This window comes from Streptomyces sp. NRRL F-5122, from assembly GCF_001507435.1.
Taxonomy (GTDB): domain Bacteria; phylum Actinomycetota; class Actinomycetes; order Streptomycetales; family Streptomycetaceae; genus Streptomyces; species Streptomyces lannensis.
Map to the genome: position 1 here is coordinate 114,620 of NZ_LMWH01000128.1, position 17,270 is coordinate 131,889.

At 72.2% G+C, this 17,270-nt stretch carries 17 protein-coding genes and 1 pseudogene; 6 read left to right on the forward strand and 12 right to left on the reverse strand.

All coding sequences use genetic code 11. The annotated features are described in order from the left end of the window. Positions 1 to 52 precede the first annotated feature (52 nt). The 3 genes and pseudogenes from ADL25_RS46170 to ADL25_RS16030 all read left to right on the forward strand — a co-directional run. Positions 53 to 229 (forward strand): annotated as a pseudogene (locus ADL25_RS46170) (leucine zipper domain-containing protein); the annotation flags it as partial. A 29-nt stretch (positions 230 to 258) separates the two neighbouring features. Beyond that, positions 259 to 525: a hypothetical protein gene (locus tag ADL25_RS46175; RefSeq protein WP_079050383.1), complete on the forward strand. Its 267-nt coding sequence runs from the start codon at positions 259 to 261 to the stop codon at positions 523 to 525. After that, complete coding sequence (locus ADL25_RS16030; RefSeq protein WP_059128405.1) at positions 479 to 808, forward strand: hypothetical protein; 330 nt, start codon at positions 479 to 481, stop codon at positions 806 to 808. The genes ADL25_RS46175 and ADL25_RS16030 overlap by 47 nt, the downstream gene beginning before the upstream one ends. Before the next feature lie 80 nt (positions 809 to 888). On the opposite strand, the gene ADL25_RS49005 is transcribed toward ADL25_RS16030, so the two are convergent. The 6 genes from ADL25_RS49005 to ADL25_RS16055 form a co-directional block, all read right to left on the reverse strand. Then, the gene (locus ADL25_RS49005) at positions 889 to 1,047 is read right to left on the reverse strand and encodes a hypothetical protein (protein WP_159044937.1); all 159 of its coding nucleotides are present in this window, start codon (positions 1,045 to 1,047) and stop codon (positions 889 to 891) included. A 209-nt stretch (positions 1,048 to 1,256) separates the two neighbouring features. Continuing rightward, positions 1,257 to 3,866: a SpoIIE family protein phosphatase gene (locus ADL25_RS16035; protein ID WP_059128435.1), complete on the reverse strand. Its 2,610-nt coding sequence runs from the start codon at positions 3,864 to 3,866 to the stop codon at positions 1,257 to 1,259. A gap of 276 nt (positions 3,867 to 4,142) precedes the next feature. After that, positions 4,143 to 4,550 (reverse strand): ATP-binding protein, encoded by a 408-nt coding sequence (locus ADL25_RS16040; protein ID WP_181923149.1) that lies wholly within the window; start codon positions 4,548 to 4,550, stop codon positions 4,143 to 4,145. 351 nt (positions 4,551 to 4,901) lie between these two features. Then, a complete protein-coding gene (locus ADL25_RS16045; RefSeq protein WP_059128407.1) occupies positions 4,902 to 5,300 on the reverse strand; it encodes a (deoxy)nucleoside triphosphate pyrophosphohydrolase in 399 nt (132 codons plus the stop codon). Positions 5,301 to 5,354: 54 nt separating this feature from the next. After that, the gene (locus ADL25_RS16050) at positions 5,355 to 5,537 is read right to left on the reverse strand and encodes a hypothetical protein (protein WP_059128408.1); all 183 of its coding nucleotides are present in this window, start codon (positions 5,535 to 5,537) and stop codon (positions 5,355 to 5,357) included. Between the two features lie 319 nt (positions 5,538 to 5,856). Beyond that, on the reverse strand, positions 5,857 to 6,609 hold the full coding sequence (locus ADL25_RS16055) for a GntR family transcriptional regulator (RefSeq protein ID WP_059128409.1): 753 nt from the start codon (positions 6,607 to 6,609) through the stop codon (positions 5,857 to 5,859). 709 nt (positions 6,610 to 7,318) lie between these two features. Here ADL25_RS16055 and ADL25_RS16060 point away from each other — a divergent pair. Together ADL25_RS16060 and ADL25_RS16065 are read left to right on the forward strand one after the other, a co-directional pair. Continuing rightward, a complete protein-coding gene (locus ADL25_RS16060; RefSeq protein WP_059128410.1) occupies positions 7,319 to 8,518 on the forward strand; it encodes a serpin family protein in 1,200 nt (399 codons plus the stop codon). Between the two features lie 67 nt (positions 8,519 to 8,585). After that, positions 8,586 to 9,710 carry a threonine synthase gene (locus ADL25_RS16065; protein ID WP_059128411.1) on the forward strand — a complete coding sequence of 375 codons (1,125 nt, stop codon included), beginning with the start codon at positions 8,586 to 8,588 and terminating at the stop codon, positions 9,708 to 9,710. A 73-nt stretch (positions 9,711 to 9,783) separates the two neighbouring features. On the opposite strand, the gene ADL25_RS16070 is transcribed toward ADL25_RS16065, so the two are convergent. The 6 genes from ADL25_RS16070 to ADL25_RS16095 form a co-directional block, all read right to left on the reverse strand. Continuing rightward, complete coding sequence (locus ADL25_RS16070) at positions 9,784 to 12,003, reverse strand: DEAD/DEAH box helicase (RefSeq protein WP_107116624.1); 2,220 nt, start codon at positions 12,001 to 12,003, stop codon at positions 9,784 to 9,786. A gap of 72 nt (positions 12,004 to 12,075) precedes the next feature. After that, positions 12,076 to 13,704, reverse strand: coding sequence for a serine/threonine-protein kinase (locus ADL25_RS16075; protein WP_059128412.1), 1,629 nt, complete (start codon positions 13,702 to 13,704; stop codon positions 12,076 to 12,078). A 191-nt stretch (positions 13,705 to 13,895) separates the two neighbouring features. Then, positions 13,896 to 15,320 carry an RtcB family protein gene (locus ADL25_RS16080; RefSeq protein WP_319113914.1) on the reverse strand — a complete coding sequence of 475 codons (1,425 nt, stop codon included), beginning with the start codon at positions 15,318 to 15,320 and terminating at the stop codon, positions 13,896 to 13,898. A 75-nt stretch (positions 15,321 to 15,395) separates the two neighbouring features. Beyond that, positions 15,396 to 15,827: a DUF2267 domain-containing protein gene (locus tag ADL25_RS16085; RefSeq protein ID WP_059128413.1), complete on the reverse strand. Its 432-nt coding sequence runs from the start codon at positions 15,825 to 15,827 to the stop codon at positions 15,396 to 15,398. Positions 15,828 to 16,091: 264 nt separating this feature from the next. Further along, positions 16,092 to 16,511, reverse strand: coding sequence for an archease (locus ADL25_RS16090; protein WP_059128414.1), 420 nt, complete (start codon positions 16,509 to 16,511; stop codon positions 16,092 to 16,094). A 40-nt stretch (positions 16,512 to 16,551) separates the two neighbouring features. Beyond that, positions 16,552 to 16,848, reverse strand: a complete 297-nt coding sequence (locus ADL25_RS16095; RefSeq protein WP_059128438.1) for a hypothetical protein — start codon at positions 16,846 to 16,848, stop codon at positions 16,552 to 16,554. Positions 16,849 to 17,119: 271 nt separating this feature from the next. Here ADL25_RS16095 and ADL25_RS49010 point away from each other — a divergent pair, with 271 nt between their 5' ends. Further along, positions 17,120 to 17,266: a hypothetical protein gene (locus tag ADL25_RS49010; protein WP_159044938.1), complete on the forward strand. Its 147-nt coding sequence runs from the start codon at positions 17,120 to 17,122 to the stop codon at positions 17,264 to 17,266. The last annotated feature ends 4 nt before the right edge of the window (positions 17,267 to 17,270 follow it).

Genomic DNA, 17,270 nt, shown 5'->3' on the forward strand with positions numbered 1-17,270 from the left:
GTTGTCGGCTGGGGAATCCTGAACGGGCGAGGGCCTTCCGGTTCGGTGTGGATTGCGACGTCTACACCAACAGAAAGGCCCTCGTGCCCACCGTAATGCACGCCTGACCGAGACCGGACGTCTGCGTCTGGCCCGCTGCGTGGTCGATGACGACTGGCCGCTGCGGCGGGCCGCCGAACGTTTCCAGGTCTCGCCCACCACGGCTCAGCGGTGGGCCGACCGCAAGCGAAGGGCATGATGCCCGCCGTTCATCAAGCCATGGAGTACGCCGCGGAGCTTAAGTCGCGCGGGGTGGAAAACCTGGCCTTCGAGTACAAGAAGCCGCAGCTGGGTCTGGACCTCGACGTCCTGGTCAAGTCGGGCGACGAGATCAAGTACGGGTGCCAGCTCAAGGACGTGCAACAGGAACACGGCATCGCCTCTGCGGCTCGTAAGATCGCGGAGAAGCAGCTGGTCGGTGAGACTCGTGGTCTCCGGCATGGGCACGTGGCTCGATGCCGAAGGCAGGGAGCATCACGAGGCTGATCTGGTGGAGTTGACCGTCCACCCGGATGAGCGACACCTCACTGCAAAGGTTGCGGTTTTTCATGACATCTGGGGCTACTGCGACTTCAAGGGGCTCCCCCACCCAGATCTCCAGAAGCGGAACGCGCCTCGACTGGCCGCCATGTTGCAGGGACTCGAATCCTTGCTCGGAGCGACAGCCGAGCCAGGCGATCCGACCTACTTCGGGCAGGCCGAGGGCTACAGCATCGAGATGGCGGATCTGATCGAGGGCCGGGGGCCCGACCTCACGGACATGCTGTGACGGTATTCCGGGGTGTGCGCCGAAGGAGTCGCTCTACGGATCGATGCATTCGGCGCGAGTTCGGCGGAACGGCGGCTCCATCACCAACCGCGCCCGAGGGGCCGGATCCCGGCGAGCGAGTACGCGAGGTCGCCCGGCAGGCCGCCGTCCACATGACCGTCGTCAAGACCGCTGACGACTGAGGCGTGAGCGTCGAACAGGTCCTCGGCCACATCGCCCCCGAGAGCCCGACGAGACACCCGTCGCCACCATCGCACGCCGGCTCGGCTGCAGTACGTCCTGGTCCAGGCGACGGAGAACACCGGTAATCCGCTCGGTGCGCCATGCGTTCGGCGGACACCGCCGCCGAACTCGGCGGGTGCCGACGCCTCGTACCGCAACGGTGGCGCGGGAGAGGTGACGTGCCCTCCCACAACCGGACCGGTACCGCGCGCCGCGACGGAACCGCTCAGAACAGGCTCAGCAACGCCTCCGCGGGGTCCGTGAGTCCGTTCTCGCCGTCAGGCAGCGGGAGTTCGAACCACACGGTCTTCCCTCGCGGCGTGCGGCGGGAGCCCCAGGCCGCGGAGAGCAGCCCGACCAGCTGGAGCCCCCGGCCGCCCTCGTCGGTGTCCCGGGCGCGGCGGCGGCGCGGCTGGACCAGTCCCGAGTCCCACACCTCGCACACCAGCGTCCGGTCGAGCAGCAACCGCAGCCTGATCTCCCCCTCGCCGTACCGCAGCGCATTGGTGACCAGCTCGCTGACGAGCAGCTCCGTCGTGTCCACCAGCGGCTCCAGGTCCCAGGCGAGCAGCTGGCCGCGCGCGTACTCCCGGGCCCGCCCCACACTGCGCGGCTCACGCGGCAGCGTCCAGTCGCCGACCGACTCGGCCGGCAGCCCCTGGACACGTGCCATCAGCAACGCGATGTCGTCCTCGCCGTGGTGGGTGTCGAGGGTGTTCAGGACGTGGTCGCAGACGTCCTCGAGCGGCTGCGAGGGGTCGGTGAGTGCTCCCACGAACGCCTGCAGGCCCTCGTCCAGCGGATGGTCGCGGGATTCGACCAGGCCGTCCGTGTAGAGCGCGAGCAGGGCCCCCTCCGGCAGTTCGACCTCCACCTCCTCGAACGGCTCGCCCCCCACGCCCAGCGGCATGCCGGGCGGCACGTCCAGCATCAGCGCCGCCTCGCCGGGCTCGACGAGCACCGGAGGCAGATGACCCGCGTTGGCGAAGGTGCAGCGGCGGGTGACGGAGTCGTAGACCGCGTAGACGCAGGTCGCCAGGTACACCTCGGAAAGGTCCGCCTCGCGGGGCCGGCGGGCGGCGCGGGTGGCCTGCTGGACACCGCCGGGTGCGCCGAGGCCGCGTGCGATCTCGTCCAGCTGGGCGAGGACCTCCGCGGGTTCGAGGTCGAGCTGCGCCAAGGTCCTTACGGCCGTGCGGAGTTCGCCCATGGCGACGGCGGCGCGCAGCCCCCGGCCCATGACGTCGCCCACGACCAGCGCCGTGCGGTGGCCGGGCAGTTCGATGACGTCGAACCAGTCGCCGCCCACCTCGCTGGGGCGCCCGGTCGCCACGTTGCCCGGCAGATAGCGGCAGGCGATGTCGAGGCCGGAGGCCTCCGGGTCGCCCGGCGGCAGCAGGGACCGCTGGAGTATCAACGCCCTTTCGTGCTCGCGCCGGTAGAGCCGGGCGTTGTCGATGCAGACGGCCGCGCGCGCCGCAAGTTCGACCGCGAGCGCCCGGTCGCGTTCCCCGAACGGCTCGCTCCCCTTCGTACGGGAGAACTGGGCGAGGCCCACCACCGTGTCGTGCGCGACCATCGGGACCGCGAGCGTGGACTGGATCAGACCGCCGTCCTCGGCGGGGACGTGCCGGGGGCGCGCGGTGCGCAGGGCGTCCGCGCACGGCGAGTTGAAGGCGTAGTGGAACACGGCCCCGACGGACACGGGCGCGGTCCCGCTGCCGAAGGGGGCGTCCGAGACCGCGCTGGCGAACGCCACGCGCCGCAACTCGGCGCTGCCGTCGGCCAGTCCGGCGGGGGTCTCGTCGCCGACCAGGAGGCCCTGGTACAGGTCGACGGTGGCGAGGTCGCAGAAGCCGGGGACGACCACGTCCAGCAGTTCCCGCGCGGTGGTCTCCAGGTCGAGAGAGTTCCCTATGCGCGCGCCGGCCTCGTTCAGCAGGGCGAGGTTGCGGCGGGCGGCTGCGGCCTCACGCGCGGCGGCACGGCGGGCGGTGATGTCGGTCCCGAGCCAGGCCACACCGATGGGGCGGCCGCTGCCGCTGTGCACGCGGTAGAGGTTGACGGACCAGTGCTTGCGCTCCTCGGAGCCCGGGACGAAGCCGGTGACGTGCATGTCCGTGATCGAATCGCCGGTCTCCAGGACCCTTCGCAGGGTCGCGGCGACGCGCTCGGCCTCAGGGGACTGCAGATAGTCGTGGACGGAACGGCCGCGGTGGTCGTCCGGAGTACCGCCGAAGGTGGACGCGAACCGCTGGTTGGCCCGCCGTACCCGCAGGTCGGGGTCGATCAGCAGGAATCCGAAAGGAGATTGACCGAAAATCGACTGCGACGCGGCAAGGTCGGTCTCGATGCTGCGCAGCGTGCGGACGTCGACGATGATGCACACGGCGGCTCGTTCGCCGTGCTCCGTTGTGGTGGGCATCACATAGACCTCGGCCAGGCCCTCGGTCCCTCGCCCGCCGGGCGTGCGGAACGGGATGACGCCGGTCCACTCGCGGCCGTCGAGGATCTCGGCCATCTTGCGCTGCCCGCGCTCGCGCAGCTGGGGCGTGATGAACGCCTCGATGGGGTCCAGGCCGACGGCCCGCTCGGCAGGGATGCCGAAGATGTTCTCCGCCCGCAGGCTCCACTGCTCCACATGCCCGTCGGGGCCGATGGAGAACGAGGCCACCTTGATGTAGTCGTAGATGGAGCCGGGCGGGCTGCTCTGCCACATCGCACCGCCCGCGGCGTCACGCGTCTCGGCGGCCGCGGCCGCATCGACCGCGACCCCGTCCGTCGCGCCGCCCGACGGGTCCTCGGACTCCGTGGCCTTCGCTGGTATCTCGCTCACGCGAACCGTCCCCTCCAGCTCACCGCGTCCGGCACCGGTCACCGGGGGCGGCTGCCCGCAGTATCCAGCACTACGGTGCCGCACAACACGGTGTTCACGATCACAGGCCGGTCCCGATGCTTTTTGGACCGGCCGGGTCATACTCCCAGTCTTCTAACCAGGTGACGCCCCCTCGAACCACAGAGATCCCTCACCGTCGGTGGCGCGATCCTGTCGGTCCGACCGCACCCAGGACCATCGCGCCCGCACCAGGGGCACCGCCGGAAGGAGCCGCGGTCAACCGGGAACGGCGAGCTCGAACCAGACCGTCTTGCCGGAATCCGCCGGCCGGGTGCCCCAGCGACGCGAGGAGTGCGCGACCAACTGCAGCCCGCGGCCGTCCTCGTCGTCGTGGGCGGCGTCACGCTGCCGGGGCGGATCGGGCAGCGGGTCGGAGACCTCGACGAGCAGACCGGGGGCCGAACCGTCGCTGCGGACCATGCGCACACCGATGGGACCTGCGGCATGCCGCAGGGAGTTGGTCACCAGCTCGCTGACCAGCAGCGCGGCGACGTCCCCGAGCTCGTCGAGCCCCCACGTGCGCAGCTGGCCCCGGACTACGGCGCGGGCGGTCCGTACCGCACCGGGGTCAGCGGGGAACGTCCACTCGGCGCTGTCGCCTTGAGTGTCGAGCACGCCGATCACTTCCCAGGCCCAAAAGCCCACCTATGTCCGGTTTCGTGGGGTTAATGGGCACATACCCGATATCACTGGCGCCTTACCGCGCACCAGGGCGCACTGTGGCACGATCGGCGTATGGGGCGCCAGCCCCCGGAGCACCACACGTCTCAGCCGCACCGGGCCCCACCGGGACGACCGGCGGGCGTACCGGGATCCCGGTCGCAACCTTCCCGCACGTCGGACGCATGAAATCGGACCTGCGCACTGTCCGGCCCCGTACACAACAACGGCACAGGCTTTACGGATTCCATACATGCACACGGACCACCGCACCAGGATCGGGCACCCGCACGGGGCCCGGAAACCCGGACGGGGTCAGCGGCGCTTCCAGACGGCGAGCACGGCGTCGACGGCCGCCACGTCCTGATCGAGCCAGTCCACGTCCCAGACCTCGTCGGGGGTCAACCAGCGCAGTTCGTCGTGGTCCTCGAGCGGCTCGGGAGCACCCTCGAGGAGTCGTGCGAGCCAGATTCGCAGCACATATCCCGGCTTCAGCGCCCACTCCCCCGGTACCCGCTCGACGGGCTCGGCCGTCACACCCAGTTCCTCGCGCAGCTCACGCACCAGGGCCTGCTCGGGGCTCTCGCCGGGTTCGACCTTGCCGCCGGGGAGTTCCCAGCGTCCGGCGAGTTCCACCGGAGCGCTGCGGCGCGCGGCAAGGAGGCGGCCGCCGTCCACCAGGGCGGCTCCGACCACCACGATCGGTTGCGTCATGCGCCGGAGCCTACGGGAGCGGACGGCGCACCAGGCGCTCGGGACGGGCCCCTCTCACTTGGCCGCGTTCGGCCCGATGCGCTCGACCCAGTAGAGCTGTTTGTGACCGCGATCCTCGAAGCTGTCCACGATCTTCTGGGCCTCGGCACGGGTGGCGTACCTGCCCACGCGGTAGCGGTTGCCGTTGTCGTCCTGCCGTATGACGAGCCAGGGAAGAGCGACCGTGCTGTCGTTCATGCCGCCCCTCCACTTCCCGTCCCCGGCTCTCGCCGTGCCCCGACCACCAAGGAAACCGCACTGCGCATATGCCCGAGCCTACGCCTAACCTTTACTCAGCGAATACGCCTTTTCACAAAGAGGTACGCAACCAGCCACGCCCAAGGGGGCGTGCGCCGTCGAACGCGCCGCCCAATACGCCCTCGGTGCGCGCATGACGGGTCCCGGTCGCCGCCCGGAGAACGGCCGGATAACAACCGCCGCGAAGGCCGGGCGTGTTGGAGGGGAGAGGCGAGCCGATCGGATACGCCCGGGCGGGGCCCGGGTGAGCCGGGCCCCGCTACTTCACGGGCAGGTGGTAGGCCACCCGGTAGCGGTCCGCCGGTACGACCACGTCCGCCGTCTCCACCGGGCGGCCCGAGGCGTAGTACGTCCGCTGGACGACGAGCACCACATGACCGGGGACGCCGCCGAGCGCCAGCAGTTCCTCGGCGAGCCCGGGGCGGGCGCCGACCTCCTCGGTGACGTTGTCCACGATCACGTCGATGGCCGCCATGCGCTCGACGACGCCCATACCGCCGAGCGGCCCCTCCTCGGGGAGCATCACGGGGGTGCGGCCGGTGACGGCGAGGGGCTCCCACGACGTGGAGAGCATCATCACCTCACCCGCGTCCCGGTACACGTACTTCGTGCACATCACGCGGTCGCCCGGCTGGATGGCCAGCCGCTCGGCGATGACGCCGCTCGCCTCCGTCCGTTCACTGCGGGACTCCCAGGTGCCGCGCGCGGAGACCTCCGCCTGCTCCTGGCGGAACGGTGTGGCACCGCTCTCCGGCCGGAACCCGGAACGGGCCACCCGGCGGGGCACCGGCCGCTCCCGCACATAGGTGCCCGACCCGGAGCGGCCCTCGACCAGCCCCTCGGCCATCAGCACCTTGCGCGCCTCCAGGGCGACCGTGTCCGAAACGCCGTACTCCTCGCGGATACGGGCCTGGGAGGGAAGACGGGTATGCGGTGGCAGCAGACCGTCGACGATCTTCTTACGGAGATCACCCGCGACACGCAGATACGCCGGCTGCTCACCGAAAGTCACTGGCCGCTCCCATCAGTTTGTACAGACAGCAACAGCGTGGCAACCGTGGGTTGTGCTGTGCAAGCACAGGCCAAAGAATCACTCGATGTGATTACTTGGGCGCGCCGACGCCCTACGCAGGCACTTTCTCCCCCCTTTTGCCGTCGTCACACCTTCTTTCCACCGTCCGAACCGGCGCGGCCACCCTCGGCACCGTCGCCGGAACGCGACGGCGGAGTCGCGGCAAGGCCCAGAGCCTTGCGGGTGGTAACTGCCGCGCGGTCTTCCAGAAGTGCGCCGCCCCGGTCGTAATGGATGAAGAAGGTGTCGGAATCGGTCGCCGTCGCCGCCTTCCCCCACTATGGGCACGCAGCGCGTGGTTCTGGTCGGCCCGTGCCGCCATCACCCGGCCCGGCCACTTCATGTGGCCCGGCAGGTCGTCCGCCGCGTACGAGCCCTCCAGCACACAGCATGTGTCGCCGGCCGTCTCGTCGACCCTGGCGTCGCCCGGGCAATCGCCCTCCGGCAGCCCGAAGTTCGCGAGGATCTCGGCCTGGTGCCCGCCGTCGCAGGGCACCTTGCCCCGGTCGTGGGTGTCATTGTCGAGCGAGCCGTTCGGCGCTGCGGTGGCCCGGACGGCGGGGGTACGGACACAGGTACCGTGCTCCTCGACGGGGTGCGCAGAACGGATGTACGGGCGCGTGCTGGGTGCGGTGGGGCCGGGGGCGGCATGCGGGTCACCAGGGCGACGGTCGAGGCGGTCGCCGGGCTGACGGCCCGGTGGTTCGGGGCGGTCGAGGACGGCACCGTCCTGTCGGCCGTCGGTGTCTGGCCCCTGCTCGCCTTCCTCCCGGACGGCGCCGATGGCGCAGCCCGGGCCGAACTGGCCGAAGCGGTCGGGCTCTCCGCGGACCGGGCGGCGCCCGCGGCCCGGGAGCTGCTCGAAGCCCTGCGCGCCCTGCGAGGGTTCGACGCGGCACTCGGGCTGTGGACCGACCGCACCCTGGAACTGCGCGCCGAGTGGGAGTCGGGACTGCCCGCAGACACGCACGGGGTGCTCACGGGCAACGAGAGCACCGACCGGGCTGCGCTGGACGCCTGGGCGCAGAAGCGGACCGGAGGCCTGCTCGACCGTATGCCGGTCGCCTTGACGGAGGACACCGAACTCGTCCTGGCGAGCGCGCTCGCCCTGCGGACCGAGTGGTTGCGCCCCTTCGAGGAGTGGCCCGTCACCCCGGAGCAGGGGCCGTGGCAGGACCGGACGCTGCTGGGACTGAGACGCGAGAGCTCCCTGCTGGACCGGGTCGCCGTGGCGGACACACCCGAGGGGTCCGTCACCGAGCTGAGGGTGCTGGGCACCAACGGCATCGACGTCCGTCTGCTGCTCGGCGAGGAGCGGATGACACCCGCCGGGGTGCTGAGGGCAGGAGTGGACGTCCTCCTCGGACGGCACCCGTCCGTGAACGGCACCCGGCTGCCGTTCGGGGACGTGGGGCCGGGTCTGCGCGTACGGCGGGTGCGCCGTGTGAACCCACAACCGCCGACGCTCGAAGTGACCACCGTGGCCTACGACATGACCGCACATCACGATCTGCTCGCCCGGCACCGGCTGTTCGGCCTCACCGCGGCGCGCGACTCCACCCGCGGGCACTTCCCCGGCATCAGCGGCTCCCCCCTGGCGATCGGCTCCGCCCGGCAGTCGGCGACGGCGCGGTTCGGTGCGCTGGGCTTCCGCGCCGCCGCGGTCACCGCGTTCGCCGCCTTCGCCGGGGGGATGCCCGAGCGCCGCTATGTGACGACCACCGTCGAGGCCGACATCGACCGCCCCTTCGGCTTCCTCGCCGTGCACCGCACCTCCCGCCTCGTCCTGGCGGCGGGCTGGGTCACCTACCCCGTGCCCCACCCCGAGTACGAGGACGAGGACGAGTAACGCGCACATCGAGGACGCCACGCACACATAGCGCGATGTCCTGGTCAGGGGCATCTACGCTGCTCATATGACACCCTTGCCGGACTGTTACTGCCCGGTGGACGGAACACGGGTCGCCGCCGAATCCCTGGCCTGGTGCTGCCCCGTCTGCCGGGGCCCGCTGGACCTGGACTTCGCGCCGACCCCCGCCCCGCTCAAGTCCCTCGGCGGGCGGGTGAACTCGCTGTGGCGGTATGCGGAGGTGCTGCCGCTGCCCGCACCGTCGATCAGTCTCGGCGAGGGCCGTACGCCGCTCGTGGAACTGGAGGACGGCGTCTCGGCCAAGCTCGACTACCTGATGCCGACGCTGTCCTTCAAGGACCGGGGCGCGGTGCTGCTGACCGAGCTGGCCCTGCGGCTGGGGCCGCGGGAGGTGGTCGCCGACAGCAGCGGAAACGCGGGCACGGCGATCGCCGCGTACTGCGCCCGGGCCGGACTGCCCTGCACGGTGTACGTCCCCGCGGGCACGTCCGCCAAGAAGCTGGAGCAGATCGGGGCGCACGGGGCACGGGCGCACGTGGTGGACGGCGACCGCGAGGCGGCGGCGCATGCGGCCCGCGAACGGGCCGACGAGCCGGAGGTGTTCTACGCCTCGCACGTCTTCAACCCGTTCTTCCTGCACGGCACGAAGACGTACGTCCATGAGCTGTGGGAGGACCTGGGCGGGCGGCTCCCGGAGGTGCTCGTGCTGCCCGTCGGCAACGGCACGCTGCTGCTGGGCGCCGCCCTCGCCGTCGCCGAGCTGTACACGTCCGGCCTGATCGAGCGGCGGCCCGCACTGTACGCGGTGCAGGCGGAGGCGGTCGCCCCGCTGGCCCACGCATGGCAGGAGGGCGCCGACGACCTGGTGGACGCCACGGCCACGGCCCCCACGTTCGCGGAGGGCATCGCGATTCCCCGGCCGCCCCGGGCCCGGCAGATCCTGCGCGCGGTCCGCGACTCGGGCGGCAGATTTCTCACGGTGACGGAGGAGCAGATTCGCGAGGCCCAACGGGATCTGGCGTCCCGTGGGCTCTACGTCGAATCGACCGGGGTGGTGTCCTGGGCGGCGGTGCGGGAGGAAGAGCTCGGGGCGCGCGGCGCGGTGGTCCCGCTGTGCGGAGCGGGTCTGAAGACGGGACTGGCCGCGGGCACCGGTCCGTCCGGCGGCTGAGCCCGATGCGCACTGCGGGCCCGTGCTCCGGCATCCGCGCCACGGCCGAGCCGCGGTGCGGCGCGCCCGGCAGTCACACCGGCTCGCCCGCCAGCCTGCGCTGCTCCTCCTCGACGATACGGCGGGCCAGGGCCGCGTCCGAGACGTCCACCGCGTCGGGGGTGGCCTCCGCGACATCGCTGCGCCGGGCGTAGGCGTCGAACAGGCGGTCCTTGTTCTTCAGAATGCTCAGCAGCCGTTCGTCCACGCTGTCCTGCGCCAGCAGCCGGTGCACCTGGACCGCGCGTACCTGCCCCATGCGATGCGCGCGGGCCACGGCCTGGTGCTCCAGCGTCGGCTTGACCTGCGGCTCGCACAGAATGACCACGGAGGCGGACTGAAGGTTGAGCCCGGTGCCGCCCGCCTCGATCTGGGCGAGCAGCACCGCGTGTCCCTCGACGGCCGTGAACTCGTCGACCAGACGCTGCCTTCGGGCTGCGGGGACACCACCGGAGACCGTCCCGACCACCTCCTCGCCGAGGGCGGCCCGCACGGCGGAGAGCACCTCACGGAAGTACGAGAACACCACCACCTTCAGCCCGGTCTCGGCGGCCTCCGCCACCAGTTCGCGCAGCCGGTGCAATTTGGCGGAGTGCCCGGGGTCGGCGTACGCGGCCCGGCGCATCGCCATGAAGTTCCCCTCTCGCACCGCCCCGCGATAGGCGTCCAGGTCGGCGGCGCTCGGGTCCTCCCACTCGTCGGTGTGCATCAGCGCGGGCAGTTCGGTGAGGACGTCCTCCTGGTTGCGGCGCAGATAGGCCGGAGCGACACAGGCACGGAACGCCTGCGGTCCGGCGGCTCCCGTGCCCTGGCCGATCTCCGGCAGCAGTTCGGGGCGGAGGTGGCCGACCAGTGCGCGGAACTCGTCGACGCGGTTCTCCATCGGCGTGCCGGTGAGGAACAGCACACGCTTGCAGGCCCGCGTCCAGACCGTGACGGCCTTGGCGCGGCGGGTGCCGGGGTTCTTCACGTAGTGCGCCTCGTCCACGACGAGCATGGCCGGCGGCGCACCGTCCGGGGCGGGCAGGGTGTGCAGCGTGTCGAACGTGGTCACGGCGACGCCCCCGCGTTCGTGCCACTGCGCGTACGCGTCCAGCCGGTCGGGGCCGTGCACGGGCAGGGCGCGCAGGGCGCTGCGGACACCGATCTCCCGGGTCCAGTTGATCAGGACGCTCGCCGGGCAGACCACCAGGAAGTGGCTGTGCCCCTCGGCGGCGAGATGGGCGAGGGCCGCGATGGCCTGGACGGTCTTGCCGAGCCCCATCTCGTCACCGAGCACGACACGGCGCTGGGCGAGCGCGAAACGGGCGCCGAAGGACTGGTATCCGCGCAGCGAGACCCGGCGGTGGGTGTCGTCCAGCGGCTGGGCGCGAACCCGCTCGGCGACCTCGGTGGTCAGGAAGCCCTCCCCGGCCGCGGTGTCGGGGCGGTGCGCCGAGACCTCGGCGAGCAGGCCGTAGTACTCCGCCGAACGCAGCTCGAAGTCGACCCGGGCCTCGATGTCGGAGGCGGGATGGCGCAGCAGGTCGGCGGACGCCTGGGCGAGCAGCAGCGGTACGCCGCGGGCGACGGCGTCGGCGACGAGGTCTCCGATCTCGGCCACCGCGGAGACCGCGGCCTCCCTTTTGCCTCGCCCGGCGAGCGCCATCCGCAGCCGCCCGGCGGCGGGCCGGGCCGTCGGCAGCAGCGCTGCGAGTCGCTCCTCGAGCCGGGTGGCCGCGTCCAGGGCGCGATGCAGCTCGGGGCCCGCCTCGACGAGGGTGTGCAGGGCGACGAGCAGCGCGGTGGTGCGCGGGTCGGGACGATCGACGTCGACGCGCACGGTGACGGTCTCCTCGACGGCCGCCGCGATCTGCCGGGCGGCGGCGAGCGCCCGGTCCGCGGTCTGCTCGCCCACCCCGGGCAGCTGCCGCAACTCGTACCGACTCGCCCGGTGGACGTCCCCGACGGAGGTGAATCCGGCCGCCTCGATCGCCCCGATCCTGAGCCGGCCCTCGGTGACGTCCTTCAGCCGGCCGACGGGGATCTCCGCCAGTTCCCGGGCGACGAGTTCCGCCCGCAGCGGCGCGAGAGCCGCCCGCACCGCGTCCAGCGCTCGACGGTGCTCGCCGAGCAGGGCATGCGCGGCGTCGTGCAGCCGCGCGCCGTCGGCAACAGCGCCCGCGCCCTTCGCCCGGCCGACGCGGCCCCGTTCCGCACCGTCCCCACGCCGTCCCCCCCTCGCGTACGCGGCCCGCCCCCGGAGTGCGCACATCCTTCCACGCGCCACCGACAGCGGCGGTCGCCCCGAAGGCGGCCCTGACTGCCTCCCGAAGCGAGCCGGCCGCTAGGGCGCCCGCCAGACCGTCACGTCCGCGGTCACGAAACTGCTCCCGCTGTCCGGCATCGCGGTCGACTTCTGCTGGATCACGACCAGCGCCACGTCTCCCGAGCGGTTCTCGACGCAGATCTGGCTGCCGGCCGCCACCGCGAACATGGAGAGGCTGTGCCGTTTGATGCCCTTGACCATGGTGCGGCATTCGTCGAGGGAACCGGGCGTCTTGCCGTACAGGACGTTCATCCTGCTCGTGTCGCTCTCCAGCGAGCAGTCGATCCGGGTGCAGGCCAAGCGGAGGTCGCCCTTGCGGTCCTTGCGGCTGATCGGGTCCTGTCCCAGGCTCAGCGAGCCCTTCTCGTCCAGAAACTGGATCGGATACGGATCGGGCAGCGGCGAGGCGGGCGTGCTCGGCGAGGGACCCGGGGCCGCCCCCTCCCGGTCGTCGGCCCCCGCGGCCGCCAGGGATCCCCGGGAGGACGCCGAGGACCGTGCGGATCCCGACGACCCTGCGGATGCGGTCGGACCGGACGTCGAGGATTTGGCGGCGTTCCCGTGGCGAAGCCCGGCCGTCCCGTCCATGACCGCCCAGCCCAGCGCCGTCAGCAGCAGCACGGCCGCCGTCATGACGGCGGCCGTGATCACCGTGGTGCGTCGCGGGCGCACCCGCTGCCCGTCCGGCGCCGTCTGCTGCCCTGGCGCGGGCAACGGCGGCGTGTACAACGACGTGGGGACGGGCACGGGCGGCGGAACCGTCACCTCCGGTCCCGTGACCTCCCGCCAGACCGCGGGCCCCGCGCCCGCGTCGGCGTCCGGACCCAACTGCCGCCGGCATCGGTCGACGACCTCCGCCGGGGTGGCGCGCTCCGCCGGATCGGCGGCGAGGCACCGTGCGATCAGCGGACGGAGCTCGGCGGGCAGAGGGGACAGGTCGGGTTTCGAGTGCACGATCCGGTACAGCACGCTGACGGAGGGGCCGTCCCCGTACAGGGGCTCGCCCAGCGCCGCGAAGGCCGCCGTCTGGCCGAGCGCGAAGACGTCGGTCGCCGCCGTGACCTCACCCGCGGACGCCTGCTCGGGGGCCATGAACTGGGGGGTGCCGACGGCGTAGCCCGAGGCCGTGTGGGAGGTGACGTCGGAGGTCTGCGAGATACCGAAGTCGATCACACGCGGGCCGTCGGCGGCCAGCAGCACGTTCGACGGCTTCAGGTCCCGGTGCACGATTCCCGCTCCGTGGATGGCCTGCAGCGCCTCGGCCACCCCCGCCATCAGCCACAGCACCGCCGGCACCGGCAGCGGTCCGCGCCGGGCGACGGCCTGCGCCAGCGAGGGCCCGGGCACATAGAGTGTGGCCAGCCAGGGTGGTACGCCGTCCGCGTCCGCGTCGATCAACTCGGCGGTGTAGGCGCCCCGGACCCTCTGGGCCGCCTTGATCTCCCGGCGGAACCGCCGCCGGAAGTCCGGGTCGTCGGCCAGTTCGGGCCGCACCACCTTGATCGCCACCGGTCGGCCGCCGGGCGTGTGCGACAGATAGACCCGGCCCATTCCACCCGCGCCCAGCCGGGCGGCGAGGCGGTAACCGGCCACCATGGGCGGATCGTCCGCCTGCAGTGGCAAGAACACCTCGGTCGCGTTGTTCATCGGCCCCCCGTCCCCTTTGGTCCCCCGAGTCGACCAACACCCAGTAGCGTAAAACGCGCCCCGGCGAACCCGGTTGGCAGCCCCGGCACACCGCGCACAGCCCGGTGGCTGCCCGGTGCGGGGACGCCGGCACCCGTACCGGAGAGCCGTACCCAGCGCGCAACACTGCCGGCGAACCGTCCTCGCCCGCGCTAGCCCTTGACGACGCCGAGCGGGACCAGGCGGGCCACCGGCCGGGCGAGCCCCGCGCCTTCGGCGGCGCGCACGACCAGGTCGACGTCCTTGTAGGCGTCGGGGGCCTCTTCGGCCAGGCCGCGCCAGGAGGACGGCCTGACGGCGATTCCCCGGGACGCCAGTTCGTCGCGCAGTTGCTCGCCGCGGACACGGTGCAGTGCCTGGTGGCGGCTCCAGACGCGCCCCGCGCCATGGGCGGCGGAGGCGAACGCGTCGTTTCCGGCGACGCCGGCCATCACGTACGACGCCGTTCCCATCGTGCCGGGAACCAGCACGGGATGCCCGAACCCGGCGAGATCCGCGGGCAGGTCCGGGTGGCCGGGCGGGAGAGCCAGGGTGGCGCCCTTGCGGTGGACGCACAGCCGGCGCGCCACCCCGTCCACCTCATGGGTCTCGATCTTGGCGATGTTGTGGGAGACGTCGTAGACCAGATCGAGCCCCGTCTGCGCGGCGGTGGCGAAGGCGCGCCGCGCCGCCTCGGTCAGCAACTGCCGGTTGGCGCGCCCGTAGTTGGCGGCGGCCGCCATCGCGCCGAGGTAGGCGCGGCCCGGCGTGGAGACGGCGGGGGCACAGGCCAACTGCCGGTCGGGGACACGGATGCCGAAGGCGCGCAGGGACTGGTCCATGACCCGGACATGGTCGCTGCACACCTGGTGGCCCAGACCGCGCGAGCCGCAGTGGATCATGACGCAGACCTGGCCGGTGTGCAGGCCGAAGGCGCGCGCGGCCTCGGCGTCGTAGACCTGGTCCACCGCCTGAACCTCCAGGAAGTGGTTGCCCGAGCCCAGGCTGCCCACCTGCTGGAGCCCCCGGTCCACGGCCCGCTGTCCGACCTGCGAGGGGTCCGCGTCCGCCAGCGCTCCGCCGTCCTCGCACCGCTCCAGGTCGCGCGCAACCCCGTGCCCCTGTTCGACCGCGTACCCGGCGCCCGCCACCAGCAACTTCTCCATCTGCGCCCGGCCGGACAGCTTCCACAAACCCCCGCGTCCCGCTCCGCGCGGGACCGTGTCGCCGAGCAGGTCCATCAGCCTGCGCATGCTCGGCGCCAGCGGTTCGCGGTCGATGCCGGCGGCGAGCAGCCGGACGCCGCAGGAGATGTCGAACCCCACCCCGCCGGGCGAGACCACTCCCCCGGCGTCGATGTCCGTGGCGGCGACGCCGCCGATCGGGAAGCCGTACCCCCAGTGCATGTCGGGCATGGCGAACGACGCGCGCACCACACCGGGCAGCGTCGCCACGTTCGCCACCTGCTCCAGCGTTCTGTCCCCGGCCGACCGGGGCAGCAGGTCCGGCGTCGCGAAGACCACTCCGGGCACCCTCATGGGGCCGCACCGGTCCATGCGGAACCGGTACGGGCCCTCCGGCACCAGCGACATGTCCATCGCCGTCACCGTCCGTCGGGCGGCCGCCGTACCGGTGCCGGGGCGGCCGCCTGCCGTCGTCCGGTCAGCGGGCCGTCAGGCGGCCGGCTGGAGGAGGACGTCGCGGATGTCGTGCGGGATCTGTTCCAGCGCCGACTCCAGCGTCCCGGGCGAGACGTGCTCGCGTACGACCAGGGTGACCGCGGCCGCGATGCGGGGAACCTCCTCGGTGGAGATCCTGGCCTCGTGCGAGAAGCGGTTCAGATAGCCCGCGCGGTCGTACTTGATCGGCACGATGCTGGGATCCCAGCCGTCGTAGTAGGCACCTCGCAGCAACTCGGGGAGTTGCGCGGCGAAGTGCGCGGCCACGTCCACGGTGAGCCGGTCCCGGAGCGTGTGCATCCAGGTGCGCAGCACCCGGTGGGCGAGGTGGCGGTCCTCGGTCCCCAGCCCCTCGCACACCGATTTCAGCCAGATGTTCGCCGTGTGGATGGTGCGCTCGAAGTCGGGCGGGTGTGTGACGGACATGAGTCTTCCCTTCCGGTCTGTCGGCGGCGTCTCCGCGCCGGAAAGGAACCCGGCGCGGTGGCCAGGGCGGTGCGGTGTCCCGCACCGCGACGACCAGGTGATGGAGAAGTCGACAGGTGTGCCGGCGCCTGCCGGGGCCGGCCCGTGACCGATGCCCCGGGGGCGGTGGCGCGGCTGCTTCTCTTCGTCCCTGTCCTCTCACTCCATCGTAGGGCGGCGGAATCCGGACGGCAGCCGCGCCGGACGACGGCCGGCAGCAGGCGCTCACACGTCGATCGTCACCGAGCAGGTCCAGCCCCGCGGCCCCCGGGAGACGGCCAGACGGTGCAGAGTGACCGCCTTCGGGGCGGCGCCCGTCACCGGGAGCGCGGCGGCGTCGGCCATGCGCAGACGGGCGCGCAGACCTCCCGCGACCGGGGTCAGTTCCACGTCCACCGGGACCTCGTCCTCGGTGTCGAGCCAGTAGACGACCTCCTCCAGCAGGGCCACGAGCACGTCCTCGTCGCGGTCGGCGCGCAGCAGCACCTCCCGTGTGCGCCCGGCGACCGCTCCCGTGAGGTCCAGGAAGGACTCGCACACCCCCCGGACGGCCTGTGCCAGGCATTCCGCACGGGTCGGACCCCACGCCTCGACGCGCAGGTCCGCGGTGTGCGGAACGCCGCGGTGCCCACCGGGCCGCGTCACGGGCCTCCGCCACCGAGCCCGAAGGTAGCGTCGACGGCGTTCAGACCGGCCCACCCTCCTCCTGGTGCTGCGGGACGCAGGCACCGCCGCCGGCCCTCACGGCTTCCACCACTTCCTGGTGCAGGTGCCGGCTCTCCTCCTCGGAGGGACAGGGCACCGGGCTTCCGGCGAGGGTGAACCACTGCGAACCGCCGCTGTACTGGACCGCCACATCGGCCTGACTGCCGTCCCAGGTGGTGTGCACGGTCAGGTCGCCGGTCATGATCCCGTCCTCGTCGGTACGGGCGCCCCCGCGCCCTGCGAACACCCCCGTCGTCGTCCACGATGCCCAGAGCATGACCATCAGCCCTTCCTCATGACCGCGGGCGCACTCTTCTGCCGCTGCACCCGCTACTCGGTATGGTCCGCCCGCCGCACCCGGAGCGACAGCGGGGACCGCGGCGGGGGCGGCGCCGCCCCTCCGGGCGGGGACCGGGCGCACGACGGAGGACGACCCGAAGCACCACGCAAAAAGGTGCACTTGTTGTTAATCCGGGATGTACGGGGCAGGGTAGTGGCAGTGCCCCGCACCCGACTCGTCCCGCATTCCGGATCACGCAGGAGGGATCATGCCCGACGCACGAACGCGTGACCGGACCCGCCGGGACCGGGCCGTCGCGGTCACGTGCGGCGACCGGCCGGCGACGGACGCCGCACGGGACGTCCGCCTCCCCGGCCGCCCCGTGATGTTGCGGACGGGCGAGGCCGCGAGTTGAAATC